This window comes from Desulfomicrobium salsuginis, assembly GCF_054657795.1.
Window position 1 is genome coordinate 411097 of the sequence record NZ_BAAHYA010000002.1, and the last position, 25940, is coordinate 437036.

At 65.8% G+C, this 25940-nt stretch carries 21 protein-coding genes; 9 read left to right on the plus strand and 12 right to left on the minus strand.

The window, feature by feature from the left end; all coding sequences use genetic code 11:
- The first annotated feature begins 25 nt into the window (after nucleotides 1-25).
- A complete protein-coding gene (locus ACYQ3G_RS09150) occupies nucleotides 26-475 on the plus strand; it encodes an NUDIX domain-containing protein (RefSeq protein WP_459825092.1) in 450 nt (149 codons plus the stop codon).
- Here ACYQ3G_RS09150 and ACYQ3G_RS09155 read toward each other — a convergent pair.
- Genes ACYQ3G_RS09155 through ACYQ3G_RS09165 form a run of 3 tightly spaced genes read right to left on the minus strand, consistent with a single transcriptional unit; the run spans nucleotide 439 to nucleotide 2453 of the window.
- A complete protein-coding gene (locus tag ACYQ3G_RS09155; protein WP_459825095.1) occupies nucleotides 439-1005 on the minus strand; it encodes a TlpA family protein disulfide reductase in 567 nt (188 codons plus the stop codon). The two genes, ACYQ3G_RS09150 and ACYQ3G_RS09155, sit on opposite strands and share 37 nt — an antisense overlap.
- Nucleotides 1002-1772, minus strand: a complete 771-nt coding sequence (locus ACYQ3G_RS09160; protein WP_459825097.1) for a pseudouridine synthase — start codon at nucleotides 1770-1772, stop codon at nucleotides 1002-1004. Before ACYQ3G_RS09160 ends, ACYQ3G_RS09155 begins: the two co-directional genes overlap by 4 nt.
- Before the next feature lie 60 nt (nucleotides 1773-1832).
- Complete coding sequence (locus ACYQ3G_RS09165; RefSeq protein ID WP_459825100.1) at nucleotides 1833-2453, minus strand: carbonic anhydrase; 621 nt, start codon at nucleotides 2451-2453, stop codon at nucleotides 1833-1835.
- Between the two features lie 280 nt (nucleotides 2454-2733).
- On the opposite strand from ACYQ3G_RS09165, the gene ACYQ3G_RS09170 reads away from it, so the two are divergent.
- The gene (locus ACYQ3G_RS09170) at nucleotides 2734-4524 is read left to right on the plus strand and encodes a KamA family radical SAM protein (RefSeq protein WP_459825102.1); all 1791 of its coding nucleotides are present in this window, start codon (nucleotides 2734-2736) and stop codon (nucleotides 4522-4524) included.
- Between the two features lie 223 nt (nucleotides 4525-4747).
- Here ACYQ3G_RS09170 and ACYQ3G_RS09175 read toward each other — a convergent pair whose 3' ends face one another.
- The 7 genes from ACYQ3G_RS09175 to ACYQ3G_RS09205 all read right to left on the minus strand — a co-directional run bounded on the left by ACYQ3G_RS09175 (nucleotide 4748) and on the right by ACYQ3G_RS09205 (nucleotide 14209).
- Nucleotides 4748-5899, minus strand: coding sequence for an ABC transporter substrate-binding protein (locus ACYQ3G_RS09175; protein ID WP_459825104.1), 1152 nt, complete (start codon nucleotides 5897-5899; stop codon nucleotides 4748-4750).
- A gap of 52 nt (nucleotides 5900-5951) precedes the next feature.
- Nucleotides 5952-8036, minus strand: coding sequence for an ATP-binding cassette domain-containing protein (locus ACYQ3G_RS09180; protein ID WP_459825107.1), 2085 nt, complete (start codon nucleotides 8034-8036; stop codon nucleotides 5952-5954).
- Nucleotides 8036-8800, minus strand: coding sequence for an ABC transporter ATP-binding protein (locus ACYQ3G_RS09185; protein ID WP_459825109.1), 765 nt, complete (start codon nucleotides 8798-8800; stop codon nucleotides 8036-8038). Before ACYQ3G_RS09185 ends, ACYQ3G_RS09180 begins: the two co-directional genes overlap by 1 nt.
- Nucleotides 8787-9785 (minus strand): branched-chain amino acid ABC transporter permease, encoded by a 999-nt coding sequence (locus tag ACYQ3G_RS09190; RefSeq protein ID WP_459825112.1) that lies wholly within the window; start codon nucleotides 9783-9785, stop codon nucleotides 8787-8789. Before ACYQ3G_RS09190 ends, ACYQ3G_RS09185 begins: the two co-directional genes overlap by 14 nt.
- A 329-nt stretch (nucleotides 9786-10114) precedes the next feature.
- On the minus strand, nucleotides 10115-10975 hold the full coding sequence (locus ACYQ3G_RS09195) for a branched-chain amino acid ABC transporter permease (protein WP_459825114.1): 861 nt from the start codon (nucleotides 10973-10975) through the stop codon (nucleotides 10115-10117).
- A gap of 253 nt (nucleotides 10976-11228) precedes the next feature.
- Entirely contained in the window at nucleotides 11229-12356 is a 1128-nt protein-coding gene (locus ACYQ3G_RS09200; RefSeq protein ID WP_459825116.1) for an OmpA family protein, read from the minus strand.
- A gap of 239 nt (nucleotides 12357-12595) precedes the next feature.
- Nucleotides 12596-14209, minus strand: coding sequence for a bifunctional aminoglycoside phosphotransferase/ATP-binding protein (locus tag ACYQ3G_RS09205; protein WP_459825118.1), 1614 nt, complete (start codon nucleotides 14207-14209; stop codon nucleotides 12596-12598).
- A gap of 223 nt (nucleotides 14210-14432) precedes the next feature.
- Here ACYQ3G_RS09205 and ACYQ3G_RS09210 point away from each other — a divergent pair, with 223 nt between their 5' ends.
- Nucleotides 14433-17519 (plus strand): EAL domain-containing protein, encoded by a 3087-nt coding sequence (locus ACYQ3G_RS09210; RefSeq protein ID WP_459825121.1) that lies wholly within the window; start codon nucleotides 14433-14435, stop codon nucleotides 17517-17519.
- A 1-nt stretch (nucleotide 17520) separates the two neighbouring features.
- Here the strand turns inward: ACYQ3G_RS09210 and ACYQ3G_RS09215 are convergent, their stop codons facing one another.
- Entirely contained in the window at nucleotides 17521-18330 is an 810-nt protein-coding gene (locus ACYQ3G_RS09215) for an esterase/lipase family protein (RefSeq protein WP_459825124.1), read from the minus strand.
- Nucleotides 18327-19487: an A/G-specific adenine glycosylase gene (gene mutY / locus ACYQ3G_RS09220; RefSeq protein ID WP_459825127.1), complete on the minus strand. Its 1161-nt coding sequence runs from the start codon at nucleotides 19485-19487 to the stop codon at nucleotides 18327-18329. Before mutY ends, ACYQ3G_RS09215 begins: the two co-directional genes overlap by 4 nt.
- A 146-nt stretch (nucleotides 19488-19633) precedes the next feature.
- Between mutY and ACYQ3G_RS09225 the strand changes: the two genes are divergently transcribed.
- The 6 genes from ACYQ3G_RS09225 to metF all read left to right on the plus strand — a co-directional run bounded on the left by ACYQ3G_RS09225 (nucleotide 19634) and on the right by metF (nucleotide 25931).
- On the plus strand, nucleotides 19634-20635 hold the full coding sequence (locus ACYQ3G_RS09225) for a glycosyltransferase family 2 protein (protein WP_459825129.1): 1002 nt from the start codon (nucleotides 19634-19636) through the stop codon (nucleotides 20633-20635).
- A 39-nt stretch (nucleotides 20636-20674) separates the two neighbouring features.
- Nucleotides 20675-21097 carry a hypothetical protein gene (locus ACYQ3G_RS09230; RefSeq protein ID WP_459825132.1) on the plus strand — a complete coding sequence of 141 codons (423 nt, stop codon included), beginning with the start codon at nucleotides 20675-20677 and terminating at the stop codon, nucleotides 21095-21097.
- Between the two features lie 309 nt (nucleotides 21098-21406).
- Nucleotides 21407-23353 (plus strand): ribosomal protection-like ABC-F family protein, encoded by a 1947-nt coding sequence (gene abc-f / locus ACYQ3G_RS09235; RefSeq protein ID WP_459825135.1) that lies wholly within the window; start codon nucleotides 21407-21409, stop codon nucleotides 23351-23353.
- Entirely contained in the window at nucleotides 23350-23754 is a 405-nt protein-coding gene (locus tag ACYQ3G_RS09240; protein ID WP_459825137.1) for a (deoxy)nucleoside triphosphate pyrophosphohydrolase, read from the plus strand. Before abc-f ends, ACYQ3G_RS09240 begins: the two co-directional genes overlap by 4 nt.
- Before the next feature lie 66 nt (nucleotides 23755-23820).
- Complete coding sequence (locus ACYQ3G_RS09245) at nucleotides 23821-25026, plus strand: type II secretion system F family protein (RefSeq protein ID WP_459825140.1); 1206 nt, start codon at nucleotides 23821-23823, stop codon at nucleotides 25024-25026.
- A 17-nt stretch (nucleotides 25027-25043) separates the two neighbouring features.
- Nucleotides 25044-25931, plus strand: a complete 888-nt coding sequence (gene metF / locus ACYQ3G_RS09250) for a methylenetetrahydrofolate reductase [NAD(P)H] (RefSeq protein ID WP_459825142.1) — start codon at nucleotides 25044-25046, stop codon at nucleotides 25929-25931.
- The last annotated feature ends 9 nt before the right edge of the window (nucleotides 25932-25940 follow it).

Consider the following 25940-nt stretch of genomic DNA (forward strand, 5'->3'; position numbering starts at 1 on the left):
GGCGGTGATGCAATGGACATGCTCCATGATCAAATACAGTATCGAATGCTGGCTCTACAACGATCTCCTGGATCGCTTCCTGTTGCTGCGCTGTCCTGTGACGCACCGTCATGATGAATACTGGCAGCCCGTGACCGGCGGCCGCAACGCCGAGGAGCCCTGCGTCGAGGCCTGCCTGCGCGAAGTGGAGGAGGAGACGGGGGTGAAGCTCGCCGCGGAGATGCTCGAAACCGTCATCCCGGAATTCTGCTTCTGCATTCCCGAGGCCCGCATCGAACTGCGCAAGCCCGTGTATTTGGCGCGAGTGCGCAGCGAAAAGGTCGTCCTCTCGTCCGAGCACATCGGCTACTACTGGTTCGACGCCGTGGACGTGGAGGGGCACCTGCACTGGGACTCCAACAAGGAATCCTTCCGTCAGGTCCTGGCCTTCACCCGCCGTCAGTTCGCTCCCGCCCCCAGCAATCCTTCCAGATAGGCGACGATCTCGTCGCCGTCCCAGCGGGCCATGCCCGTGTGCCCGAAAACCACCCTGCCCTGGCGGTCGAAGATGTACGTCGTCGGCAGCCCTTCGGCCTGCAGCTCCGGCGGAACGGGCGGGTCGAAGACGTACAGCGGCATGTCGAGTTCCCTGGACATCGGGTGGGCGCGCACTTCGTCCGCGGTCTCGGTGCTGATGCACAGCACCCGCAGGCCGTCGTTCCCCTCGAATTTCTTCCACAGGTTCCGCAGGTATGGCATCTCGGCCCGGCAGGGCGGGCACCACGTGGCCCAGAGGTTCACGACCACGACCTTGCCGCGCAGGTCCGCAAACGACGTGGCGCGGCCGTCCAGGTCCGAGAAGGTGCCCTGCAGGTCGCCCAGGCGGGTCATGGCCGGGAGTTCCGGCTGGCCGGCGTCGGCGTCCACGAAACCGCCCATGATGACCAGGGCCGATGCGGCTTCCAGCAGAAGCAGGGCGACGGCGGCGAAAAGGGCGCTCAGAGCCGGGTGTTTCGGGATCTTCATGCGGTTTCCCCGCCCTGGGTCAGGCCAAGGCTCGTTTTCAGGCTGCGGATTTCACCGGGGCTCAGGTGACGCCATTTCCCGGACGACAGGTCGCCCAGGGTCAAGGGCCCCAGCCCTACCCGCTTGAGGCGCAGGATGGTCAGCCCAAGGTCGCGGCACATGCGCCGGATCTGGCGGTTGATCCCCTGGCGCAGGGTCATGCGCAGCAGGGTGCCGCCGCTGTGCAGCGTCCTCGCCTCGACATCGACCGGAGCCAGCGTTTCCCCTTCCTCAAGCCGCATGCCCCGGCGCATGACGTTCAAGGCATCCTCCGTCACGGCCTCGCGCACCAGCGCCTCGTAGAGCTTTGGGTGTTCGTGGCTGGGGTGGGTCAGGCGCAGGGTCACCTCGCCGTCGTTGGTCAGCAGCAGCAGCCCTTCGGACATGAAGTCCAGGCGCCCCACGGGAAAGAGTCGCAGCCCGCGCAGTTCGCGCGGCAGCAGGTCGAGGACCGTCTGCCGGCCCTGGGGGTCGCGGACCGTGGTCACCGTATGCGCGGGCTTGTGCAGCATGATGTACACGGGCTCCGCTCCCTGGCCCCCTCTCACGGGCTTGCCGTCGCAGGCCACCTCGTCCCGGCCCGGGACGACCCGCGTGCCGGGTTCGCGCTGGACCGCGCCGTTGACCTTCACCCGGCCGGCCTGGATCAGGGCGTCGGCCCCGCGGCGCGAGGCGATGCCGGCATCGGCCAGGTACTTGTTCAGACGTACTTCACTGTGTTCGGACATGGGCGAAGCAATAGGGAGAAGCCTGCCGCAGGGCAAGCAAAAAGGCGGCCGGCTTCCGTCTCACTCCGCCTTTGCGGGACGTTTCAGGTCGATATGCTCGGGTTCCTGATGCCGTCCGCCGCGCGTGATGCACAGGTCGTGGATGAGGCCGTTGGCGATGGAGTAGATCCAACCGTGCAGGTAGAGGGAGCGGCCCCGGTCCCACGCCTTGCGCACGATGCTGTTCAGGGCCAGGTTGCGGACCTGCAGCTTGACGTTGAGTTCGCACATGTCGTCCAGGTTCGGGGTCCGGTTGCGCTCCATGAGGTCCTTCACGTTCTCCAGCCAGTGGGCCAGCAGGCCCGGCGTCTGGTCCTTGAGCACGGCATCGATGCCGCCGCAGCCGTAGTGGCCGCAGACGATGATGTGCTTCACCTTGAGCACGTCCACGGCGTACTGCAGGACGCACATGAGGTTGATGTCGGTGTTGATGACCTGGTTGGAGATGTTGCGGTGCACGAAGACCTCGCCCGGCATGACGCCGATGAGCTGGTCCGCGGGCACGCGGCTGTCGGAGCAGCCGATCCACAGGAACTTGGGCTTGTGCTGGTTCTCCAGCTTGCGGAAGAAGCCGGGGATGTTCTTTTCGACGTTCTGGGCCCAGATGCGGTTGTTATCGAGCAGTTTGGCTATTTCTTTCATGTCGTTTATCCGTTGGGGGTTGGTGCGTACTGATTGTTTACTCATTTTGTCCGGATCACGCAATGCATCTCCCGTATCCGGAAACAATCGGGCCGTGCGGGTGGACCAAAAGCGTGGGTTTGGCTATAATGGCAGTCCGCCGGCCGGAATCGTCACCCTGTCCGGCAGCGCCGAATGCCATCCCGAAGGCCGGCGCAGCCCCCTCCACGCCTTTGCATCATGCTCCCTTCCGCCGGCATCGGGCGTGGAACCCGTTCACTTCAATCCCTGTGAGGTTGCAATGAACCTGGACAGTTCACGCTGGTGCGCGCGCCTCTTCGCCGCGGAACACGCCGGCATCCTCGACGTGGTCAGGACCGCCGACGACCTCGACGCGGCGCGCAAGGCGCTCTACCTTTTCGTGACCGAGCGTCAGTATCTGATTCTTTTCGACGACCGCGAGCACACCGCCTTCGAGATGACCGTGGCCCGCGACTGCGCCCGCGTCCTGCGCGCTGTTCTGGCCAGAGGCTCCGACGCGCGGGCCGGCTTCAGTGTGGCCCAGGCCCTGTGGGACCTGGCCCGCGGCGTGGAGCGCCCGGACCTGAAGGCCGGCTTTTTCGCCGAGCTGTCGCACCTTTTTCACGGCCTGAACGGCACCCCCCTGGGTGTAACCCCCGAACCCTCGACCCTGGACGAGGTCAGCGGACGCGAGGCGGCCGTGGTCAGGTCCCTTGAACTCGACCGCATCTGGGAGGGTATCGAGCAGGCCATGGCGCGCTACCAATCGGGCCTTGAAGCGGCCTCTTTGGATCGGCGCAGGCAACGCAGGCAGGAACTCCAGACCCTGTTCAACGCCTCGGACCCTGAGTGGGAGGACTGGCACTGGCAGGTGCGCAACATCATCGAGGACGCCGAAGGCCTGGCTGCGGCCGTCAATCTGCGCGATGACGAGCGCGTCGCCGTGGAGCGGGCGGTGCGGACGAAGCAGCCCTTCGGGATCACGCCGTATTACGCCACCCTCATGGACAGCGACCCGGAAACCGGCCGCGACCGGGCCGTGCGCGCTCAGGTCATCCCACCGGCCTCCTACGTGGAGTGCATGGCCGCCCACGGCGACAGCCGGGCCGAGGCCTTCGACTTCATGCGCGAGGCCGACACGTCGCCCGTCGACCTCGTCACGCGGCGCTACCCGGCTATCGTCATCCTGAAGCCCTTCAACACTTGCCCGCAGATCTGCGTCTACTGCCAGCGCAACTGGGAGATCGAGCGGGCCATGGCGCCGGGGGCCATGGCGTCCCGGGCCGACCTGGAGCGCGCCGTGGAGTGGATTCGGCGGCACCCGGCCATCAAGGAGGTCCTGGTCACGGGCGGCGACCCGCTGGCCATGGGCGACGGGCCCCTGGAGCGCATTCTGAAAAGCGTCGCGGACATCCCCCACGTGGAGCTCATCCGCATCGGCACGCGTACGCCCGTGACCCTGCCCATGCGCATCACGCCGGGGCTGGCCCGCATGCTCGGCTCCTTCCGCGAGCCCGGGGTGCGCGATGTCTGCCTGGTCACCCACGTGGAGCATGTCTCGGAAGTGACGCCTGAGTTCGTGGCCGCCGTGGACAGGCTCAAACGGCAGGGGGTGAGCGTCTACAACCAGCTCGTCTTCACGTTTTACGTCTCCCGGCGCTTCGAGGCCGCGGCCCTGCGGCGACTCCTGCGCAGATGCGGGGTGGAGCCCTATTACACCTTCGCGCCCAAGGGCAAGGAGGAGACGGAAGCCTACCGCGTGCCCATCGCCCGCATCCTGCAGGAGCAGCAGGAGGAGGCGCGCCTGCTGCCGGGCATGCGCCGCACCGACGCGCCCGTCTTCAACGTGCCGGGCCTGGGCAAGAACCACCTGCGCGCGGCCCAGAACCGCGACGTGGTGTCCATCCTGCCCGACGGCTCGCGGGTCTACGAATTCCACCCGTGGGAGAAGAACATCGTCGAGCGCGATTCCTACATCGGGCAGGACGTGCCGATACTGACGTACCTCGAGCGCCTGGCCGCCATTGATGAGGATACGGCCGAGTATTCGAGCATCTGGTATTATTACTAGGGCGAAAAAAAGCCTCCCCGGTGAAGGGGAGGCTCGATTGCTTGCGGAAGGCCGTGGCGGTGTTGAACAGCCGCGTGAAATGAGGAAGGCATGGATCCCCGCCTTCGCGGGGATGACACTGATGAGGGACACATGGTCTGCGCGTCATTCCCGCGAAGGCGGGGATCCATGCCTTTCATTCCCTAGATGTTGCGCTCATCCATACCGTTCTGGCGCACCTCGGTCACTCGGCCATGACGAACTTGCCGTCCTTGACCTGGACCATGACCATGGAGTCCACGCCCAGGCCGTTGTGGTCCTCGGGGGTCAGGTTGTAGATGCCCGATATTCCGACATAACCCTTTGTCTGCTCAATGGCCGCGCGCAGCGCCTCGGGCTCGGTGCCGGCCTTCTCGATGCCCTTGACGACGAGCATGATGGCGTCCCAGGCGTAGCCCGAGTGGGTGTTGATGGGGAACTGCTTGGCGTAGCCTTTCTCGGTGTAGAGCTTGATGAATTCCTGGATGACGGCCTTCTGCGGGTCCGTGTCCGGGAGTTCATCCGCGACCATGAGCTTGGTGGCGGGCATGCGGTTGCCCTCGGAGGCCGGGCCGGCCAGCTCGACGTACTTGGGGTCGGGCAGGCCGTGGCACTGGAAGAGGGGCAGGTCGATGCCGAGCTGGGCCACGTTCTTGGCCGTGATGGCGCCGGCCGGGCCTGTGGTCCAGACCACGAGGGCCTGGGGCGCGGCGTTCTTGGCCTTGGTCAGCTGGGCGGTCATGTCCGTGTCGCGTGCGCCGAAGGATTCCTTGATGAGGATCTCTATGCCGAACTCGGGTCCGAGCTGCTCCATCCAGCGCAGGCCGTCCTTGCCGAAGCCGTCGTCGGCCGAGAGCAGGGCGATCTTGGTCAGCCCCTTGTCCTTCAGGTAGGTGAAGAGACGCTTGACCGCGATCTCAGAACGCTGGGGGGACTTGAAGACCCAGTCGAAGGGTCCGAACTTGCCGCCCATGATGACCGGGTCGCCGCCCACGGTCATGACCGTGGGCGTCTTGCCGTCGTGGACGATCTTCTTCACGTTCATGCCCGTGTCCGTCAGCGTCGGCCCGATGATGGCCACGACCTTGTCCTTGTGGATGAACTTGGTGGCGATGTTGGCCGCCTTGGCCGGGTCGCCCTCGGTGTCGGCGACGATCAGCTCGATCTTCTTGCCGCCGATGCCGCCCTCGGCGTTGATCTTCTCCACGAGCATCTCCGCCACCAGCTTGCTCGGCGTGCCGATGAAGGACGCGCGGCCCGACAGGTCGAAGAACCCGCCCAGCTTGATGGTGTCCTCGGCCAGGGCCGGGGCGGCCAGCAGCATGAGGCCGGCCAGAAGTCCTATGATCCTGCGCATGTCGTCTCTCCTCTGGAAAATGGTTGTTGCCGTTGTGGGAACGTCCTTGAAATTACACGATCTCGTCCTGGATGCGGCTGTCGAAGACCCGCTGGCTCTTGCGCTCCGAGCGGGGGAGGCTGCCGTAGTCCACGATGTCCAGATCCACGGAAACCATGAGCTGCCGCTTGATCTGATGCACGGCCTCGTGGGCCATTTCCGGCGCGCGGGACGCCCCTACGCCCTCGGCCCGCTCCACCACCAGACGCAGGTTGTCGCGCCCGCCCTCGCCGCGGGTCAGGTGGATCTGGTACTCGGAGCCCAGTCCCGGCACGGCCGAAAGGATGGTGTCGATGGAACTGGGGTAGATGTTCACGCCGCGGAACTTGATGGTGTCGTCGGAGCGGCCCTTGATGCGCGAGTGGCGGGGCATGACGCTGCCGCAGGTGCAGGGGCCGGGGATGATGCGCGTGATGTCGCGGGTGCGGTAGCGGATGAGCGGCGCGCCCTCCTTGCACAAGGTCGTGACGACCATCTCGCCCCACTCGCCGTCGGGCAGGGGCGTGAGGGTCTCGGGGTCCAGGATCTCCAGGAGATAGTAGTCCGACCAGTAGTGGATGCAGTCGTGGTCCGGGCATTCGATGCCGGCGCCTGGGCCGTAGAGCTCCGTCAGGCCGGTGATGTCGAAGAGTTCGGCTCCGCCGAAGAGCTCCGAGATCTTCTTGCGCATGGAGCGGCTGGAGCGCTCGGAGCCGTAGATGATCTTCTTCACGGCGATCTTGTCGGCGATGCCGCGCTTGTGGATCTCCTCGGCCATCAACAGGGCCATGGAGGCCGTGGAGCAGAAGACCGTGGACTGGAAGTCGAGCAGGAACTGGATCTGCATGTCGATGTTGCCCGGTCCCACAGGCACGGCCAGGGCCCCGACCCTCTCGCAGCCGAGCTGGAAGCCCATGCCCGCGGTCCACACGCCGTAGCCCACGGCGATCTGCACGCGGTCCAGGGGCGTGACGCCGGCCGTCTGGTAGCAACGGGCGAACATGGAGATCCAGTCGTCGAGGTCCTTCTGGGTGTAGCACAGGACCTTGCGCTTGCCCGTGGTGCCGGAGCTTGCGTGCACGCGCACGAGCTGCTCGAAGGGCACGCTCTTCAGGGGGAACGGGTAGCCGTCGCGCAGGTCCTCGGTGGTGGTGAAGGGCAGGCGGCGCAGGTCGTCCAGGCTCTGGATTGCGTCGGGCGTGACGCCGGCGGCCTCGAGCTTGGCGCGGTATGCGGGCGAGCCTTCGTAGGCGTGGCGCACGGTCCACTGCAGCCCTTTGAGCTGGTGGGCCTGGAGGTCCTCGGCGGAGGCGAAGGCGGGCATGAAATCGGTCTGCATGGGCGTTTTCTCCAGTCGGATATTGGTCAGTCCGGCCGCGCCGAGGCGGCTGGCCGAGGGGTTGTCGTGGCTGGCCGCGCCGAGGAAGGCGGCGCGCAGGGCCGGGTCAAGGAGCAGGTCGCGGCTTTTGCCCTGTTCGACGATCCTGCCGCCGGCCAGCAGGAAGGCAGTGTCCGAGGCCGACAGGGCTCGGGCGGCGTTCTGTTCGACGACGAGGATGGTCGTGCCGGCGCGGGCCAGCTGGTGGATGATGGCGAAAATCTCGTCGGTGACGATGGGCGCCAGGCCCAGGCTCGGCTCGTCCAGGAGCAGCAGGCGGGGCCTCGCCATCAGCGCCCGGCCCATGGCCAGCATCTGCTGTTCGCCGCCCGAAAGGGTGCCGGCCAGCTGTGCGCGGCGCTGGCCCAGCTTGGGGAAGCGGGTGAAGACCTCGTCCATGCGCCGCTTCTCCTCGGCCTTGGGCAGGCTCAGAGGGATGGCCCCGAGTTGGAGGTTCTCCAGGACCGGCAGGTCGGCGAAGACCTCGCGGCCTTCGGGCGACATGGCCAGCCCCAGGCGGACCATGCGCGCCGGTGTGGCGCCGGTCACGGGTTTGCCGTCGAGAAGAATCTCGCCGCCCGAGGGCTTGAGCAGACCCATGATGCACTTCAGAAGGGTGCTCTTGCCTGCGCCGTTGGCCCCGACCAGGGCCACGGTTTGCCCGGCCTCGACGGCCATGTCGATGCCGAAGAGGGCCTGGGCCGCGCCGTAGTGGGCCGTCAGATTTTTTATGGTCAGCATCAGGCCGTGGCCTCCATTCGTCCGAGATAGGCTTCGAGCACCAGCGGGTTGCGGCGGACTTCGTCGGCCGTGCCCGTGGCGATGCATTTTCCGCTATCCAGGACCACGACCAGGTCGGCGATGTTCATGACCAGGTCCATGTCGTGCTCGACCAGCAGGATGGTGTGCCCGGCCCGTCGCAGGTTGCGGAGTTGTTCGCCCACGGCTGCCGTCTCCTCGGCGTTGAGGCCGGCCACGGGTTCGTCCAGGAGCAGGAGCTTGGGGCGGCCGACGATGGCCCGGGCCAGCTCCACGCGCTTCTTGTCGCCGTAGGCCAGGACTCCGGCCGGCCAGGAGGCCTTGTCGGCCAGTCCGAAGGCGTCCATGGCCTCCAGTGCCCGCAGCCGCAGTTGCCGTTCGCGGTGGCGCAGGTATGGCAGGCGCAGCATGGCCATGAGCATGGAGCCGCCGGCCTCGCAGGTCAGGCCCGTGAGCACGTTGTCCAGGACCGAGAGGCGCGGGAAGAGCCGCAGGTTCTGGAAGGTGCGGTGGATGCCCAGGCGCGTGACCTTGTGGGCCGGCAGCCCGGCGATGTCCGAGCCCTGGAAGCGGACCGCGCCGCTTGTGGGCGGGTTGACGCCGGTGATGCAGTTGATGAGCGTGCTCTTGCCCGCGCCGTTGGGGCCGATGAGGGCCGTCAGGCGCCCCATGGGCGCGCCGAAGCTCACGTCCTGCAGGGCGGGCAGGCCGCCGAAATTCTTGCCCACGCCTTCAAGTCGCAGCATGACCGCGCCTCCTCAGGGCCAGGCGGACCCGGACCATGTCCGTCAGGCCCGTGATCAGGCCCTGGGGCAGGAACATGAGGACCAGCACGAGGATGCCGCCGTGCACAAAGTCCTTGTAGGTGTCGAAGAACTCCACCCACTCGGGCATGAGCGTCAGGAAGGCTGCGCCGAAGACCGAGCCCCAGATGGAGCCCATGCCGCCGACCACGACCATGATGACGAAATCCGTGGAGGCGAAGATGCCGAAGGTGTCGGGGCTGACGTAGGCGTAGCAGTGGGCGAAGAGGCTGCCGGCCAGGGAGGCCAGCACGGCCGAAAGCACGAAGACCTTGACCTTGGTGGCGCGCGTGTCGACGCCCAGGCAGGCGGCGGCCGTCTCGTCCCCGGCCAGGGCGGCCATGCCCCGTCCCACCCCGCTGCGCACGAGGTTCAGGCACAGGAGCAGGCAGGCCATGGCAAAGCCCCACAGCAGGTAGTGCAGGCTGACGGGGTCGTCGACGGCCGCGCCAGGCACCGAAAGGCTCGGGATGCCGGCGAAGCCGCTGGGCCCGCCCGTTACCTCGTCCCACTGCAGGAGCACCGTGTGCACGACGTAGTTAAGGCCCAGCGTGGCCATGGCCAGGTAGTGGCCCGAGAGACGCAGCACCGGGATGCCCACGGCCAGGGCCACCATGGCCACCAGGGCGGCCACCAGGAACATGGCCGGCCAGGGTGGCAGTCCGAAGGTCACGGTGGCCACGGCCGAACCGTAGGCGCCCAGGCCGAAGAAGGCCGCGTGGCCGAGGGATATCTGACCCGTGTAGCCGATGAACAGGTTCAGGCCCAGGACCACGATGGCGTTGATGGCGATGAGGTTGGTCAGGCCCAGGGTGTAGGGGTTGTCCTCGACGAGGGGGAAGAGCAGCAGGGCCGCGGTCATGAGCGTCACTGCCAGGCCGGTGCGGTGGAGGGTCAGGAAGTAGAGGAGCTGTTGTCTGCCGGTCATGGAAATCCTTATTGCCGGTCATCGGCCGGGTGGGCCGTCGGGTGCGGCGGTGCCGGGAAAGTATAATCGATTTGACCGGGGGTAAAGTCCGGAGATTCGTGTTTCATGTACGCAAACGGCCTTCCGGGGCTGGCTTTTCGGTCGCCGAAACTCCATCGCCGGCCTCGTAACATTGAACCATTGCCCGCAGTGCACAGGGCCGCCTCAACGCGCCGGGCAATGGTTCAACGAACGATGCCTGGCTCAGTCAAACAGTCGGCGGCCGAAAAGCCAGCCCCGGAAGGCCTTGAGCACGTCCGGAGACTGCAGGGAAGAAAAAAACAGGGCCGTCACTTGCCCAGCAACCCCTTGGGCCTGACGAAGAGCACCAGCAGCAGGACCACGAAGGCCACCACGTCCTTGTAGGCGCTGGATATGTATCCGGCCGAGAGGGATTCCAGGAGGCCCAGGCCCAGGCCGCCCAGGATGGCCCCGGGGAAGGAGCCGAAGCCGCCGAGGATGGCGGCAGCGAAGCCCTTGAGGCCCAGGAGCACGCCTACGTCGTAGTTGAGGGTGGTGATGGGCGTGACGAGCACCCCGGCCAGGCCGCCCAGGGCCCCGGCGATGGCGTAGCTCGTCAGGCGGATGCGCCCCGTGCTGATGCCGACCACGGCCGCGGCAGTGGGATTGGAGGCCACGGCGCGCATGGACAGGCCCAGGGGCGTGCGGTGGAAGAACCAGGTCAGCACGGCGATGGCGACCACGGTCAGCCCCAGGATCCACAGGGCCTGGGGCAGGACGCTGGCCCCCAGGATCTGCACGGGCACGTCGGGGGTCAGGGGCGGCAGGGCCATGCGGTTCTTGCCCCAGACCAGCTTGATGACGCCGCGCACGATGATGGACAGCCCGACGGTCAGGAAGATGAGGACCAGATGGTTGTCCGAGCGGGCCGGGCGCAGGCCGAAACGTTCCACGAGCATGGCCGCCAGGGCGACCAGAAGCACGGCCAGGCCCAGGGCCGGAACCGTGGGCAGGCCCAGGGCGAAGAGGGCCGAGAACATGAACATGCCGCCCAGGGTGACGAAGTCCACCTGGATGAAGTTGACGATGCCCATGGTGTTGCTGACCACGCAGAAACCCAGGGCGATGAGGGCGTAAATGGCGCCCCCGGTCAGGCCGCCGAAAACGAATTGCAGGAGATCGGTATGCAAGGTGGCTCCAACTGCTTGATATGCGGTACTATGCATGCGTAGTCGAGACGGTCGGGAATTTCAAGGACGGGAGCCTCCCGGCCTTTGCGTCCGTTTGCATCCTGATCGGCTCAGAGCCGTAGGGTGGCGCTTGCGGTACGCATCCAGGCGGTAGCCTGGGACGCCTGCCGTCGGCCGCGTCCGCCATCCCTCAGGCGAAAAAAAAGGCGGCCCCTATGCGGAGCCGCCATATTTTTCGTCTCGTGGAGCCGGATTACTTCTTCTTGTACACGCCCTTCAGCACGGCCTCGATGCGGCGGTTCTCGGCGCGGCCGGCGTCGGTGTCGTTGCTGGCCACGGGCTTGGACTCGCCGAAGCCCTTGGCCGTGATCTTGGAGCCGTCCATGCCGAGCTTCTTGACCAGGTACTCACGCACGCTGTTCGCGCGGCGCTGGGACAGCTTCTGGTTGTATTCGTCGGAACCCTTGGAGTCGGTGTGGCCGTCGATCTCGACGGACACGCCGGGGTACTGCTGCATGAAGGCGGCGAAGTCGGCCAGTTCCTGGTGGTACTCGGGCTTGATGTCGGACTTGTCGAAGTCGAAGTTGACCTTCAGCTTCACGACCATGGGGATCGGGCAGCCGGCGGCGTCGACGGCCAGGCCGGCGGCGGTGCCGGGGCAGGTGTCCTTGCAGTTGCCGACGCCGTCGCCGTCGTCGTCCAGGGCGCAGGGATCGGCGGGGGCGGAGGCTTCGTCATAGAAAACGTCCTTGACGAACTTCTTCATGGCGGCGTCATCGGCCAGCTGGGCGGCGGAAGCGCCGACGCCGCAGGACTTCAGGGCGGTGATGTCGTCCAGCAGCTTCTGGTTGCCGTTGATGGTGTCGGCGAAGCTGATGGTGTGGAAGCAGACATTGAACTTTTCGGCCATGGCGGCGGCGACCTTCAGGGAGCCTTCGCCGGCGTTTTCCTGGCCGTCGGACAGGATGATGACGGCGTTGCGGCCGGAAGCGCCCTGCAGGGCGGGCTCAAGAGCCTTGAGGCCGACGCCCAGGGGGGTCGGGTTGGCGCCGATCAGGGTCGGGACCTTGGCCACGGAGGCGCCGTAGGAAGCGACGGCGAAGGGGGCCAGGGCCTGGATTTCGCCGGCCGGGGCGGCGGTGTTCAGGCCGCCGTTGTAGCCCAGCTCGGGGATCATGGCGTTCATGCGCTCCAGGAGGGACTTGGCCAGGGCGATCTTTCTGTCCTTGGTGCCGACGTATTTTTCATCCATGGAGCCGGAGCGGTCCACCAGAATGATGAAATTGTCGACTTTCTTCACGAGGTTCTGGGCCGCCATCGAGGCGGTGGCCACGGACAGGGCCAGCAGCAGGCTCAACAGGATCAGGGTGCATTTTCTCATAATTCTCGACTCCTCAGGTTGATATGTGATCTCGTAATGGACGAAATGCTCAAAACGTTTGATCTCTATAACAAAATAAGCGCTGCTGACGAGTACAATTTTTGATTGTGCGTATTTATCGGAAAAGATTGAAAATTTAAGGAATGCTCAGGGGTTGGGGACGGCGGCAGGCGTAGGCCGATTTGCCGAACGCCGCGACACTGGCGCGGTATTTGCCATTGATTTCAGCAGAATCTGTTTCAGCGAGGAGCGTACAGGTCCGATTCGAGTCTGTCCAGTTGTCTGCATCTGAGCGAGTGCGCCCCGGAAAGTGTCTCAAACAGGCATGACTGCGGGTCGTTGTCCGTATCCACAGGCAGGTATGCGTCTGCGGGCGCAGGCTCGAAAGCCTCGTAGCTGCGGAGCATGTCGTCGAGGTGATGCAGCCGTGCGTCGGATGCCCCGCAGGAGCCTTCCCGCCTTGCCAGGCGGAGCCGCAGGGTTTCGACGGCGCAGACGCAGTGAACGAAGACGATGCCGACCCTGAGGTCTGCGGCCAGCTCCGCGGCCGCCTGCCGCCACCTGCTTTCGGAGAAGGTGGCGTCCAAGGCCACGGATGAGCCGTTTTTGAGGTGTTCCTGGGCGAGATTGAGGAGCCTGGCGTAGACGCGTCCGCGCAACAGGGGCCGGTACAGCCCCGTGTTGAAGGGCGACACGGAGTTTGCGGGGCTGCCCAGGTCTTCCTTTCTCACGGCGTCGGACGAAAAGACGGGCATGAACAGTGCCGACGCGGTACGTTCGGCCAGGGTCGACTTGCCCGAGGCCGGGAGGCCGCAGAAGACCCACAGCGTCGGCCGTCCGAAGGACAGGGCGTAGCGGAAGGCCAGGCTCAGGTAGGTTCGGGCTTCGCTTTGCAGAAGGGCGCGGTGACGGTCGTCCGCCTGGGCCATGGACATGCAGGCGACCTTCAGCCTGACCAGGGCGCGGTATGCGGCGTAAAAATCCAGCAGCGCATAGACCTCGGGGTCGGAAGCCGCACGGGCATAGAATGCTACGAGTCTGCGGGCGGCCTCGGCAAATCCCAGACGATCCAGGTCCATGCTCAGGAAGGCCAGGTCAAGAGCCGTGTCGCCGTAGCGGAAGCGGTCGTTGAATTCGATGCAGTCGATGATCTGGATGCCATCGTGAAAATAGACGTGGTCGACGCGTAGGTCCCCGTGGCCGTCCCTGATCCTTCCGCTGCGCACGCGGTGCCGGAAGAGGTCGGGGTGGTCCTTCCAGAACGCGCGGCTGACTTGCCGGATGAGCTCCCATTTTTCAATGTCCAGGAGTCCGGAGGCGTATGGCCCGATCTGCTCGAAGTTCTCCTCCATGTTGAAGCGGATGAGTTCCGGGTCGCCGAAGCCGTCTATGTCCGGGCTGCGCAGGGCGCCGGAGTGAAAGGCTGCCAGGACCCGTCCGAGGGCCTCCAGCCGGTCGTCCGTGAAGTTTCCGGATTCCAGGAGGCGCGCCAAGTTCGCCTCGTCGGGCAACTGCCGCATCTTCACCGCGTACTCGATGATGCGTCCCCCGGGCCCGAAGGACAGCCTGCCCCGGTCGTCCTCATGGATCCCGACCACTCCGGCATAGACGCCGGAACTCAGGCGGCCGTTGAGTTCCGCCTCGCGCCGGCAGAATCGCCTGCGCTCCGCGAGTTTCCTGAAGTCAAGGAAGCCGAGGCTCTTGGGTTTCTTCAGCTTGTAGACCCACTGCCCGGTCAGGAGGACCGCGGAAATGTGCGTCTGCCTGATTTCGATCCGGGACACGTCGTGGGGGTAGAAGGCGGGATCGGACATGGCCCGCAGTATGGCGTCGAGTCTGGAGGGCGAAGTCATGGCTGTCTCCCTTTGGGCATGGTATGGATGACGCCCCCGAGGTACCACAAATCCCGCCGTGCGCAAAATCTTTAACGCCTTGACTTGTATTGCCGGCATTTGACAGCGCAGCGCCCGGCGTGCATAGGCTGTTGGATTATCGTTCCACGGGTGGGCGAAAAATCCGGTGGTTCGAGATTTTTCGTTGCCCGATCGGCCCCTTGAAATTACTGTCATACATAATATGTCTTACAGTCGCCCGTTCGCCAGCCTGCGCATCCGCACGACCATCGTCCTGACCGCCATTTTTACGGCCATGGGGCTGGCCTGCGTGCTCATGGCCGGGCTCATCATTTCCGACCGGGTCGACGGTTTCGAGCGGGAACTGGCCGCGGCCAACGCACGCCGCGCCCGCAACGCCCTGCAGCAGGACATGAAAAAGCTCGACGCCCTGCTCAAGGACTGGGCCTGGTGGGACGACACCTACGCCTTCATGGCCGAACCGACGGAAGAGTACGTGGCCAGCAACGTCACCCCGGACGTGTTCCGCAACCAGCGGCTGAGCGCCATGATCTTCGTTTCCGTCTCCGGGGAAATTCTGCACGCGTACTTCAAGGACTCCGAGAACGGTGAGTTCGGCGCCCCCGTCCCGGGCCTCATCAGATACGTGCAGGAGACGGTCCGGATGGAAGCCGCCGGGCGTGGAACGGGCGGCGGAACCGCCGTGGCGCACATCAACGGCAAGCTCTGGATGGCCGGGAGCAAAACCGTCCTCACCTCCCAGGAGAGCGGGCCGTCCAGGGGCTGGCTGTGGATGATCCAGGAGATCGACACTCCGTACATGCTCGAACTGAAGCGCCGCACGGAGCTCGATCTGGGCCTCATGGTCGCCTCGGAGGCAGCCCTGCCCGAGGCCATGCGTCCGCTGCACGGGGCCGCGGACGCCTTCAACAAGGCAGTGGTCGTTCCGGAGCGGACGAGAATCTGGAGCAGCCTGCTGATCCCCGACGCCGCCGGCGGCGAACCCATCGCCATCGTGGCCAACGCCCCGCGGGAACTCGCCGTGTATGTCAGTTCGGCCATGAGAAACAGCCTGGCCGTGGTCATCGTTTTCGGCGTCATCGGTTTTTTCGCCGGCCTCGTCTTTCTCGACAAGAGCATTCTTTCCCGGCTTGCTGACCTGCGTTCGCGCGTTGTCCGGGACGCTCCGGACGCGCAGATCTGCGCCCTGGACGCCAGCTGCGACGAGATCGATCAGTTGAGCATGATCACGGACGCGGCGTTTCGGTCCGTGCGCGAGAATGAGCGTTTCCTGACCGAGGTCCTGGCCGCCCTCAAGGTCGGCGTGATGCTCATCCGCAAGCGGGACAAGGTCATCGTCATCGCCAACCGTTACGCCTGCGAACTCATCGGCAAGACCGAGGAGGAGGTGCTCGGAAGGTCCTGCCACAAGTTCGTCTGCCCGACGGAATCGGGAAAATGCCCGGTCATCGATCTGGGGCAGGTCTGCGACAACTCCCGGCGGGTGCTGATCGGCCGCGACGGGGAGCGGATCGACATCCTCAAGTCCGCCACCACCGTGACGCGCAGCGACGAGGAGTACCTCCTGGAGACGTTTCTGGACATCCGGGAGATGGAGCAGACGCGGCGATTGCTGGAACAGTCCGAGGCCCGTTACCGCGCCATATTCATGAACACCGGGACGCCCGGCATCCTGATCAACGACGACACGACCATCGCCGTGGCCAACACGGAGTTCCTCCATCTGGTCGGGGCCACGGAGGAGGACGTGGCCGGGCACCCGTCCTGGATGCGCTTCTTCGTGGAGGAGGATGCCCGGCGCATGCTGAATTACCACGTCCGGCGCCGCGAGAACGAGGATTCGGCCCCGCGGTCCTACGAAGCCCGGCTTCTCGATGCCGCCGGCGGCATGCATTTCGTGCGCGTCACCGTGGCCCTCATCCCGCGCACGAAGCAGTCCATCGCCTTCTTCCTCGACATCACCGACATGCGCCGCGCCGAGGCCAAACTGCAGGAGCTGGCCTATACCGACGCCCTGACGGGGCTGCCGAACCGGCTCTGCGCCCTGGAGCGCCTTTCGCGGACCCTGGAGAGCCTGCGGCCCCATTCGGGCAGCCTGGCCGTGCTGCTCCTGGATCTCGACGATTTCAAGATCGTCAACGACTCGTGGGGGCACGCCGCCGGCGACGTGGTGCTCATGGAGGTCGGACAGCGCCTGGCCTCGGTGCTGACCACCTCGGAAATGGTCGGCAGGCTCGGCGGCGACGAGTTCATCATCGTTTCGGCCGTGGGCGCCGGGGAGGAGGACTGGGCCGACCTGGCCAGGCGCCTGATCGAAGCCCTGAACAAGCCCTTCCATCTCGAAGACTCGGAGATTCATCTCGGCGTCAGCGTCGGCATCGCCGTCTTCCCCCGGGACGGGGAGACGGCCGGGCAGCTGGTGCGGTGCGCGGACCTGGCCATGTATCACTCCAAATCCGCGGGCAAGAGCATGTTCCAGTTCCACTCCCCGGAACTGACCCTGCACGTGCAGCATCGCATGGAGATCGAGCGGGAATTGCGCCTGGCCCTGGACGCGGGGGAGATCGAGGCCTTCTACCAGCCCATCATCGACCTGGAGAGCGGCCGCATCGTCGGGGCCGAGGCCCTGGCTCGCTGGCGCAAGCCCGACGGGACGCTGATTCCACCGGCGGCGTTCATCCCCGTGGCCGAACAGACGAATCTCGTCACCGACATCGACCTCGTCGTGCTCTCCCAGGCCTGCCGTCAGGCGCGGTTCTGGAGCGACGAGGGGCACGGCGACCTGCGCGTCTCGTGCAACATTTCCGCCCGCCATTTCCAGCGCGGCAACCTGCTGTCCGACGTGCGCAGAATCCTGGACGCTAGCGGCCTGCCGGCCGTGCGCCTGACCCTCGAGGTCACGGAGACGGTCTACATGGAGAACATCGACCAGGCCCGGACGATCCTCGACTCCCTGCGCAGCCTGGGGGTGTCCACGGCCCTGGACGATTTCGGGACGGGGTATTCGTCCCTGTCCTACGTGCGGTCCCTGCATTTCGACGTGCTCAAGATCGACCGGGCCTTCGTCAAGAACCTGCCCGATGAGTCGTCCCTGGCCCTGGTGCGCGCCATGCTCGGCATCGCCGACAGCCTCGGCATCACGCCCCTGGCCGAGGGCATGGAGAACACCGGCCAGTTCGACCTGCTCAAGTCTCTGGGCTGCCGCTTCGGGCAGGGCTATCTGTTCTCGCCCCCGGTCCCGGCGGACACGTTCGTGGGCCTGCTCGAACGCCAGGCCCCGACGGACTGATTCAGGCCGAGCGCCGCATCCATTCCAGCGCCTCATCGAACACGTCTTTCGAGTGCAGCATGGCCACATGGCTCACGGGCCGCGTCTGCCGCTCCTCCCAGCCCTCCAGCCCGCAGCGCAGGGCGGAATTGGGCATGACCATATTGTCGGCCGGAGAATAGAGGGCCAGGCAGCGCACGCCGGCCGGCGTCGGCAAGGCCGCGACCCGCGTCACGGTTTCGCCCCCGTAGGCCAGGTAGCGGCCCAGGGAGGACAGGGCGAAGGGGGAGAGCTTGCTGCCCCCGTAGGGCGTGCCGAGGGTGACCAGTGTGCGGATGCGCGGATTCGGCATCTGGGCCAGGGCGCAGCGCAGCAGCAGGCCGCCCAGGCTGTGCCCGACGAGGTGCACCGGCCGGTCGGGGTTTTCTTCCAGAATTTTCGTCAGGTATGCCGCAAGGCCGGCGACGGTCTCATCCCACTGCACGGCCCAACTGGGGTAGCCGAAGCAGGCCGTGCCGAAACCCTTGGCGTGCAGCCTGTGCCGAAACAGAATCCAGGCCCCCGGGTTGTGGAAGAGCCCGTGAACCAGAACGACTAGCGGGCGGTCCTGCGTCGGCTTGGACCACAGGCCGGGCCACAGGCCCAGGGGGTGCAGGGCGACGATGGCCAGTTCGCTGGCCGCACTGCGCAGGGCCGTCCGCCCGGCCATTGCCAGGAAGGGCGCAAGCGGCTGTCCCGACTGGTTCGTTTCCTCGTAGCAGTAGAGGGTGTAGGTCAGGAGGGTGACGATGCCGACGAAGCAGGCCAGGGCGAGGAGCAGGAAGGTGATCACGGCCGCACCCCCGCCAGAAACTTCGCGTCCGCGTCGAGATGCCTGACGAGCTTGCGGTGCCCGGCCGGGAAGGCCAGGGCCCTGATCTGCGCCCACGTGGCCCAGCGGTGCTCCTGGGCGGCGCGCAGCTCCAGTTCGGCGGGGTCCGAGAGCAGGGTCACGGCGTAGGCGAACAGGGTCACACGGTACCTCGTGAAGGAATGCTTGAACGAGCCGATGGGCTCGGGGTGGTTGACGGCCAGGCCCGTCTCCTCCAGATATTCGCGGATGACGGCCTGCTGGGGGCTTTCGCCGTCCTCGACGATGCCGCCGGGGAATTCCCACAGGTTGGCCCAGATGTCGTCGGGCATCCGCTTCTGGGCCAGGATGAGCCCGTCGTGGACCAGCACGCCCGTGGCCATGGTCAGGTAGACGGGCTGCGGAGCCGCCGCCGTGACCGGCCTGTCCTCCTGCACGCCGAGGGCCCTGGCCCGGCACCATCCGGCCAGGGGGCAGGCGGCGCAGGCCGGGTTGCGGGGCGCGCAGACCAGACTGCCCAGTTCCATCATGGCCTGGTTGAAGTCCCGCGCCCGACCGGGGGGCAGCAGGGCGGAGCAGCGGCTTTCGATCTCGGCCCTGGCCTGTCGGGACTTGACGGGAACGTCGATATCGTACAGGCGGCTGGCGACTCGCTCGACGTTGGCGTCGATGACGCACACGTCGCGGCCGAAGGCGATGCTGGCCACGGCCCGGGCCGTGTAGGGGCCCACCCCGGGCAGGGACTGCAGGCCCTCCACCGTGTCGGGCAGGCGTCCGCCGAGGCGCTCCCGGACCTCGCGCGCCGCCTTGTGCAGGTTGCGCGCCCGGGAGTAGTAGCCCAGACCCTCCCAGTGCTTCATGACTTCGTCCTCGTGGGCCTCGGCCAGGGCCGCCACGTCAGGGAAGCGCTCCATCCAGCGCTCGAAGTAGGCCACGCCCCGCTCCATCTGGGTCTGCTGGAGCATGATCTCCGAAACCCAGACGTGGTAGGGCTCGTACGTGCGGCGCCAGGGCAGGTCGCGGCGATGGCGCGAGAACCAGTCGAGGAGGGCGTCGGCGAGGCCCCCTTGGGGCGCTTCCGCCGACGGGCGGGTCGAGGGCATGGTGGTGTCCGTCTGCAGGTTGAGGGTGTTTGTCATTTAGTTCGGGAATCGGTTCAGGCTGCGTCCTGCTTCGGTCAGCGCCTCGGGTGCTGTCAAGGCCGGCATGGAGGGGATGGGAGAATGTCGTCGATGAGCCTCTTGCGCCCCGCGGCCTGGCGGGTGGCCCCGTCGGGGGGCGCGCAATGATATCCGTGGTGCTGCCGTGCTTCAACGCCGAGGCGGGCCTGGCCCGGTGCATGGAGAGCATGCTGGGCCAGAGCTGGCGGGACTTCGAGCTCGTGGCCGTGAACGACGGCTCCTCGGATGGGACCCTCGACGTGCTGCGGGCCTTTGCGGCCCACGACGACCGTGTGCGCGTTTTCGACCGCCCCCACGGCGGGGTGGTGCAGGCCATGAACTTCGGGCTCGAACAGTGCCGTGGGGAATACGTGGCGCGCATGGACGCCGACGATGTCTGCCTGCCTGACCGCCTGGCCCTGCAGAAGGCGCACCTGGAACGCCACCCGCACATCGGCCTCGTGGGCGGGCGGGTGCGCTTCGGTGGGGACCCGGTGGCCGGGCGCGGTTACAAGGCGTACGTGGATTGGACCAACACCCTGGTCGCGGAGGAGGACATCCGTCTGCACCGCTTCGTCGAATCGCCCCTGGCCAACCCCAGCGTCATGTTCCGCAAAGAGCTTGTCAGCCGCCACGGCCCGTTTTATGACGGCCCGTTCCCCGAAGACTACGAATTTCTGCTGCGCTGGATGGACGCGGGCGTGCGCATGGACAAGGTGCCCGAGGACGTGCTGGTCTGGAACGACCCGCCGACCCGCCTGACCCGCAACGACCCCCGCTACGACCCCGACGCATTCCACCGCGTCAAGTCGGGCTACCTGGCCGCATGGCTCAGGGCCCGCGGCATCGGCCGGGTCTCGGTCGTGGGCGGCGGCCGCGTGACCAGACGGCGCGCCCTGATGCTCGAAGAGCACGGCGTGGACATCGAACGTTGGCTCGAGGTCGACCCGGACAAGATCGGCCAGACCGCCAGCGGCCGCCCGGTCTGCTCCTGGCACGGTCTGGGGGCGCCGGACGGCGAGTTCCTGCTGTCGTATGTCGGCAATCGCGGGGCCGGGGCCCGCATCGCCAGGGAACTCGCGGAGCGGGGCTGGCGCATGGGAACACATTTTCTGCTGGCCGCGTGAGGGCCGGCATCACACAGTCACCCCAGGAGGTGAGGCATTATGGATATGATCAAGATCGCCAAGGACATGGAAACGGTGCTGCGCAAGGTGGCCACGGAGTTCGAACCCATTTCCGAACCGGCCGAGGACGGCGCCATGTGGGGCTTCGAACTGGGCGAGGACGCCAGCGGCTTCCTGTCCCTGGAATCCAACCAGGGCACCCTCGACGTGCCCACGGTGACGGTGTCCCTTTCCCTGGGCTCCATCGAGGAAGTCACCAAGGAGGACCTCATGGATCTCCTGACCATCAACGGCGATCTGCTGGGCGCGTCCCTGACCATCACGCCGCCCCTGGGCGAGGAGCAGGAGGAGTTCCTCATGCTGCAGACCAAGTTCGTGGCCACGGAGTTTTCCGAGGACATGTTCACCAAGTCCGTGACCTCGCTCATGACCCAGATGTCCATCTTCTTCGAGACGGAGTAGGCCGGGGCCTTCGTCAAATGGGCGGGGGCTTGGCGCTTCGGGGTTGCCGTGGAGAAGCCATGGATCCCCCGCCTGCGCGGGGATGACGTGGTCGGGATGCCCGTAGGCGAGGTTTCGGGCCATGCATCCCCGCTTGTTCCGGATTGACCGTCTGGTCGAGCTTGACGGGTGGCCGACGTGCCATGAATCCCTTCCTGCGAAGGATTGACTCCGCGGCGGTCGTCACTGCGGCGTCATCCCCGCGCAGGCGGGGATCCATGCCTTTGTCGGTGCGCCCGACGTCCTTGAAACACACAAATCCATCAAGAAATGTCCAAAATCACAGTTCAAGCCGTTTCCAAGGCCTATTCCGGCGTCGACCTCTTCCAAGGCCTGTCCATGGAGGTCCATGCCGGGACGCGCCTCGCCCTCGTCGGACCCAACGGGTGCGGCAAGTCCACGCTGCTCAAGATCATGGCCGGCGACATTTCGCCGGATTCGGGCAAGGTGACCGTCCCCAAGGGCTCCCAGATCGGCTTCGTGCAGCAGGAGCTGGGTGGTGCCGACCTGTCCAAGACCCTGCACGATTTCGTGCTGGAGGTCCTGCCGTCCTGGAACGAGTTCTGGCGCGATTGGCGCGCCGCCCTGGACGCCGGCGACGACGCGGCCCTGGTGCGCCTGCACCAGCGCCAGGAGGAACTGGAGCACCAGTACGGGTACAACCCCGAGCACCGCGCCCACGCCATTCTTTCGGGCCTGGGCTTTTCGCAGGCTGCCTTCCCGCGCCCCGTGGGCGAGCTGAGCGGCGGCTGGCGCGAACGGGCCAAGCTGGCCCGCGTGCTGGTGGCCGGGGCAGACATCCTCTTCCTCGACGAACCGACCAACCATCTCGACCTGGAAGCGGTGGAGTGGCTCGAATCGTACGTCCTGGGCTTTCCCGGCGTGCTCGTCTTCGTGGCCCACGACCGCTATTTCCTGGACCGCTGCGCCAACAAGGTGCTTTTCCTGGGCGGGGAGAAGCCCGTGCTGCGCGACGGCAACTTCTCGCAGTTCCTGGAGTGGAGCGCCGAGCGCAGCGAGCAGGCCCGCCGCCAGGCCGACAAGCTGCGCACCGAGATCGGCCGCAAACAGGCCTTCGTGGACCGCTTCAAGGCCAAGGCCACCAAGGCCAGGCAAGCCCAGAGCCGCATGGGGCAGATCAGCAAGCTGCAGAGCGAGCTGGAAACCTTGACTCCCGAAGTCCGCAGCAGGAGTTTGTCCTTTTCCTGGCCCGAGCCCGAGCGCGGCAACCAGACCGTGCTCTCGGCCGTGGACCTGTCCTTCTCCTTCCCCGACGCGCCCCTGTTCTCCGACCTGAACTTCAACATCTACCGCGGCCAGCGCATCGGCCTGGTGGGGCCCAACGGCCGCGGCAAGTCGACCCTCATCAAGCTCATCACCGGCCAGCTCCAGCCCACGGGAGGGCGGATCGTCACGGGGTCGAGCATCGTGACGGGCTATTTCAGCCAGCACCAGACCGACATCGTGCGTCCGGCCTTCACCGTCATTTCCGAGATCAGGCGCCTGGCCGCGCCCCAGGCTTCGGACCTTCAGCTCAAGAGCGCGCTGGGCCTGTTCATGCTTGGCGAGCGCTACTGGGAGAAGAAGGTCGAGGAGCTGAGCGGCGGCGAGAAGAACCGGCTCGTCCTGAGCACCCTGTTCCTGAGCCGCGCCAACTTCCTCATCCTCGACGAACCCACCAACCATCTGGACATGGAGAGCCGCGAGGCCCTCATGGACGCCCTTTCGGCCTACACGGGCACCATGCTCGTGGTGGCCCACGACCGCTACCTCCTGTCGGAGGTGGTGAGCGAGATATGGGAGCTCACCCCCCACGGCATCGAGGTGCACAACTGCGGTTTCGACGAATACCACGCCCGCAAGAAGGAGCGGGATGCCCAGACCGAGCGCGTCCTGCCCGAGGACGTCAAGGCCGTGCGCCAGGAGCAGAAGCAGAAGAAGCGGGAGGAGGCGGAGCTTCGCAACCGCATTTACCAGCAGCTGCGGCCCCTGAAGAAGAAGTTCGACAAGCTCGAGGCGGAACTGGAGTCCAACCTGTCCGAACAGGAGGAACTGGAAACGCGCCTGGCCGACCCTGCCACCTACGAGGACCAGAACCTGTCGCGGGAGCTCGGGCAGAAGTTTTCGGCACTGCAGTCCCGGGCCGAGGACATCATGTCGGACCTGGCCTACCTGGAGAAGGAAATGCAGGAACTCGAACTGCAGAGGGATGCGTGACGCACGACCTAGTCCTCGTCGTGGCCGGCGTGATTGTCCGCGACGGTCGCTTTCTGGCGGCCAGACGCTCGGAGACCATGGCCTGGGCCGGTTTTTGGGAATTTCCCGGCGGCAAGGTCGAGCCGGGCGAGACCCTGGCCGAGGCGCTGAAGCGGGAACTCCGTGAGGAACTTTCCATTGCAATAGATGCTTTTTCCCTCTGGAAAGTAAAGGAAAAAAAGGTTACAGGGGGTGCAATTCGGCTGTTCTTCCATCTGGTGACGGCATTTTCCGGCACACCAGCACCCCGGGAAGGGCAGGAATTGGCCTGGATCACCTGTGAAGAGGCGAAGGATTACACCTTTCTGCCGGCCGACGCGGAGGTTCTGGCCGAACTTCCCGGCTGTCTGCGAACACGGTGAAGCTCACCGGGATTCAAGGCGACGCAGGATTGCATCTTATTCCGACTCAATTTCCGGAGGACGTTCATGCCTATCTTCATTTACAGGGCGAAATCGCGCGCCGGCAGATCGGTCAAGGGTGATCTCGACGCCCCGGCCCTCGAATTTGCCGAGAACATACTCAGACGCAAAGGCTACTCCGACATCAAGGTCAAGCCGAAGCCCAAGGACCTGCTGGAGGGCACCTTTCTGGAGGGCCGCGTCGCGGACCGCGACATGGTCGTCTTCAGCCGCCAGTTCGCCACCATGATCAACGCCGGCGTGCCCATCCTGCAGGCCCTGCAGATCATGTGCGAGCAGACCGAGAACCCCAAGCTCAGGCGCAAGCTCTACAACATCCGCAACGACATCGAGGGCGGCAGCTCCCTCTACGAGGGCCTGAAGAAACACCCGGACGTGTTCGACGCCCTCTATTCCAACATGGTCAACGCCGGCGAGACGGGCGGCATCCTGGACCAGGTGCTCCTGCGCCTGGCCGACTACATCGAAAAGGCCGCCAAGCTGAAGGCCAAGATCAAGGGTGCCATGATCTACCCCAGCGTGGTCGTGACCGTGGCCGTGGCGGTCATCGCGGTCATCCTCATCTTCGTCATCCCGACCTTCGAGATGATGTTCCGCGAGGCGGGCAGCGCGCTGCCGCTGCCGACGCAGATCGTCATCGGCATGAGCAATTTCGTCATCAACAACTTCCTGTTGCTGCTGGGCTTCATCGTCGCCTTCATCGTCGGCTTCAAGTTCTTCTACAAGTGGGAGAAGGGCCAGGTTCTCGTCGACCGCTGGGTCCTGTTCCTGCCGGTTTTCGGGCCGCTGCTCAGGAAGGCCGCCGTGGCCAAGTTCAGCCGCACCCTGTCGACCATGGTCTCAAGCGGCGTGCCCATCCTGAATGCCCTGGACATCGTCTCGCGCACCTCGGGCAACAAGACCGTGGAGCGCGGCGTCCTGGAGGCCAAGAAGTCCATCGCCGAAGGTCAGAGCCTGGCCGAGCCCCTGGAGGAGACAGGCGTCTTCCCGCCCATGGTCATCCACATGATCTCCATCGGCGAGACAACGGGCGCCCTGGACTCCATGCTCAGCAAGATCGCCGACTTCTACGACGACGAGGTCGACGTGGCCGTCGAGGCCCTGACCTCCCTCATCGAGCCCATCATGATCGTCTTCCTGGGCGTGGTGGTCGGCGGCCTGGTCATCAGCATGTACCTGCCCATCTTCTCCATCGCCGAGACGGTGGCGTAACTTCTCAAGGAGATTCAGTGCGCATCGCAGATCTGCTCCGGCGACAGGAACCCTTCCTGTCGCTGGAGTTCTTTCCCCCCAAGGACCGGGCGCAATGGCCCGGTTTTTTTGACGTCGTCAGACAGCTGAAGGTCCTGGACCCGCTGTTCTGTTCCGTGACCTACGGGGCCGGCGGGAGCACCCAGCACAACACCCTGGAGATCGTGACCCGCCTGAAGCAGGAATACGGCCTCGAGCCCCTGGCCCACCTGACCTGCGTGGGCGCCGACCGCGGCCGGCTCGGCGTCTTCCTGCAGGGGTTGCGCGAAGCCGGGGTGGACAACGTCCTGGCCCTGCGTGGCGACCCGCCCAAGGGGGAGACGGAGTTTCGGCCCGACAGCGACGAGTTCCGCCACGGCAACGACCTGGTCTGCCACATCCGCAGCGAGTTCGGGAATCTGAGCATCGGCGTGGCCGGGTACCCCGAGAAGCACCCGGAGGCAGTCAGCCTGGAGGCCGACCTCGAGCACCTGCGCCACAAGGTGGCCTGTGGCGCCGACTTCGTCATCACCCAGCTTTTCTTCGACAACGACCATTATTTCGATTTCGTGGACCGCGCACGAGGCGCCGGCATCGGCGTGCCCATCATCCCCGGCATCCTGCCCGTGCAGAACCTGGCGGCCCTGAAGCGCATGCTGGCCTTCTGCGGTGCCACCGTGCCCGCAGGTTACATGCGCGACCTGGAGCACGTGCAGGAGGTCTACGGGGACAGCGGGGTGCGCGGCCTGGGACTGGGGTACGCCAGGAGCCAGGTCCGAAATCTGCTTGACCGGGGGGCCCCTGGCGTGCATCTGTACACTCTCAATAAAGCCGATACCTGCCTGGAAATCTGGAAGGATTTCGCCGGCAGGCAAGGACGGCGGTAACCATATTCG

What these genes read in the sequence shown, in the direction of transcription:
- ACYQ3G_RS09150 (WP_459825092.1), top strand. Translation starts at nt 26, where the DNA reads ATGATCAAATACAGTATCGAATGCTGGCTCTACAACGATCTCCTGGAT.
- ACYQ3G_RS09155 (WP_459825095.1), bottom strand. Translation starts at nt 1,005, where the DNA reads ATGAAGATCCCGAAACACCCGGCTCTGAGCGCCCTTTTCGCCGCCGTC.
- ACYQ3G_RS09160 (WP_459825097.1), bottom strand. Translation starts at nt 1,772, where the DNA reads ATGTCCGAACACAGTGAAGTACGTCTGAACAAGTACCTGGCCGATGCC.
- ACYQ3G_RS09165 (WP_459825100.1), bottom strand. Translation starts at nt 2,453, where the DNA reads ATGAAAGAAATAGCCAAACTGCTCGATAACAACCGCATCTGGGCCCAG.
- ACYQ3G_RS09170 (WP_459825102.1), top strand. Translation starts at nt 2,734, where the DNA reads ATGAACCTGGACAGTTCACGCTGGTGCGCGCGCCTCTTCGCCGCGGAA.
- ACYQ3G_RS09175 (WP_459825104.1), bottom strand. Translation starts at nt 5,899, where the DNA reads ATGCGCAGGATCATAGGACTTCTGGCCGGCCTCATGCTGCTGGCCGCC.
- ACYQ3G_RS09180 (WP_459825107.1), bottom strand. Translation starts at nt 8,036, where the DNA reads ATGCTGACCATAAAAAATCTGACGGCCCACTACGGCGCGGCCCAGGCC.
- ACYQ3G_RS09185 (WP_459825109.1), bottom strand. Translation starts at nt 8,800, where the DNA reads ATGCTGCGACTTGAAGGCGTGGGCAAGAATTTCGGCGGCCTGCCCGCC.
- ACYQ3G_RS09190 (WP_459825112.1), bottom strand. Translation starts at nt 9,785, where the DNA reads ATGACCGGCAGACAACAGCTCCTCTACTTCCTGACCCTCCACCGCACC.
- ACYQ3G_RS09200 (WP_459825116.1), bottom strand. Translation starts at nt 12,356, where the DNA reads ATGAGAAAATGCACCCTGATCCTGTTGAGCCTGCTGCTGGCCCTGTCC.
- ACYQ3G_RS09205 (WP_459825118.1), bottom strand. Translation starts at nt 14,209, where the DNA reads ATGACTTCGCCCTCCAGACTCGACGCCATACTGCGGGCCATGTCCGAT.
- ACYQ3G_RS09210 (WP_459825121.1), top strand. Translation starts at nt 14,433, where the DNA reads ATGTCTTACAGTCGCCCGTTCGCCAGCCTGCGCATCCGCACGACCATC.
- mutY (WP_459825127.1), bottom strand. Translation starts at nt 19,487, where the DNA reads ATGACAAACACCCTCAACCTGCAGACGGACACCACCATGCCCTCGACC.
- ACYQ3G_RS09225 (WP_459825129.1), top strand. Translation starts at nt 19,634, where the DNA reads ATGATATCCGTGGTGCTGCCGTGCTTCAACGCCGAGGCGGGCCTGGCC.
- ACYQ3G_RS09230 (WP_459825132.1), top strand. Translation starts at nt 20,675, where the DNA reads ATGGATATGATCAAGATCGCCAAGGACATGGAAACGGTGCTGCGCAAG.
- abc-f (WP_459825135.1), top strand. Translation starts at nt 21,407, where the DNA reads ATGTCCAAAATCACAGTTCAAGCCGTTTCCAAGGCCTATTCCGGCGTC.
- ACYQ3G_RS09245 (WP_459825140.1), top strand. Translation starts at nt 23,821, where the DNA reads ATGCCTATCTTCATTTACAGGGCGAAATCGCGCGCCGGCAGATCGGTC.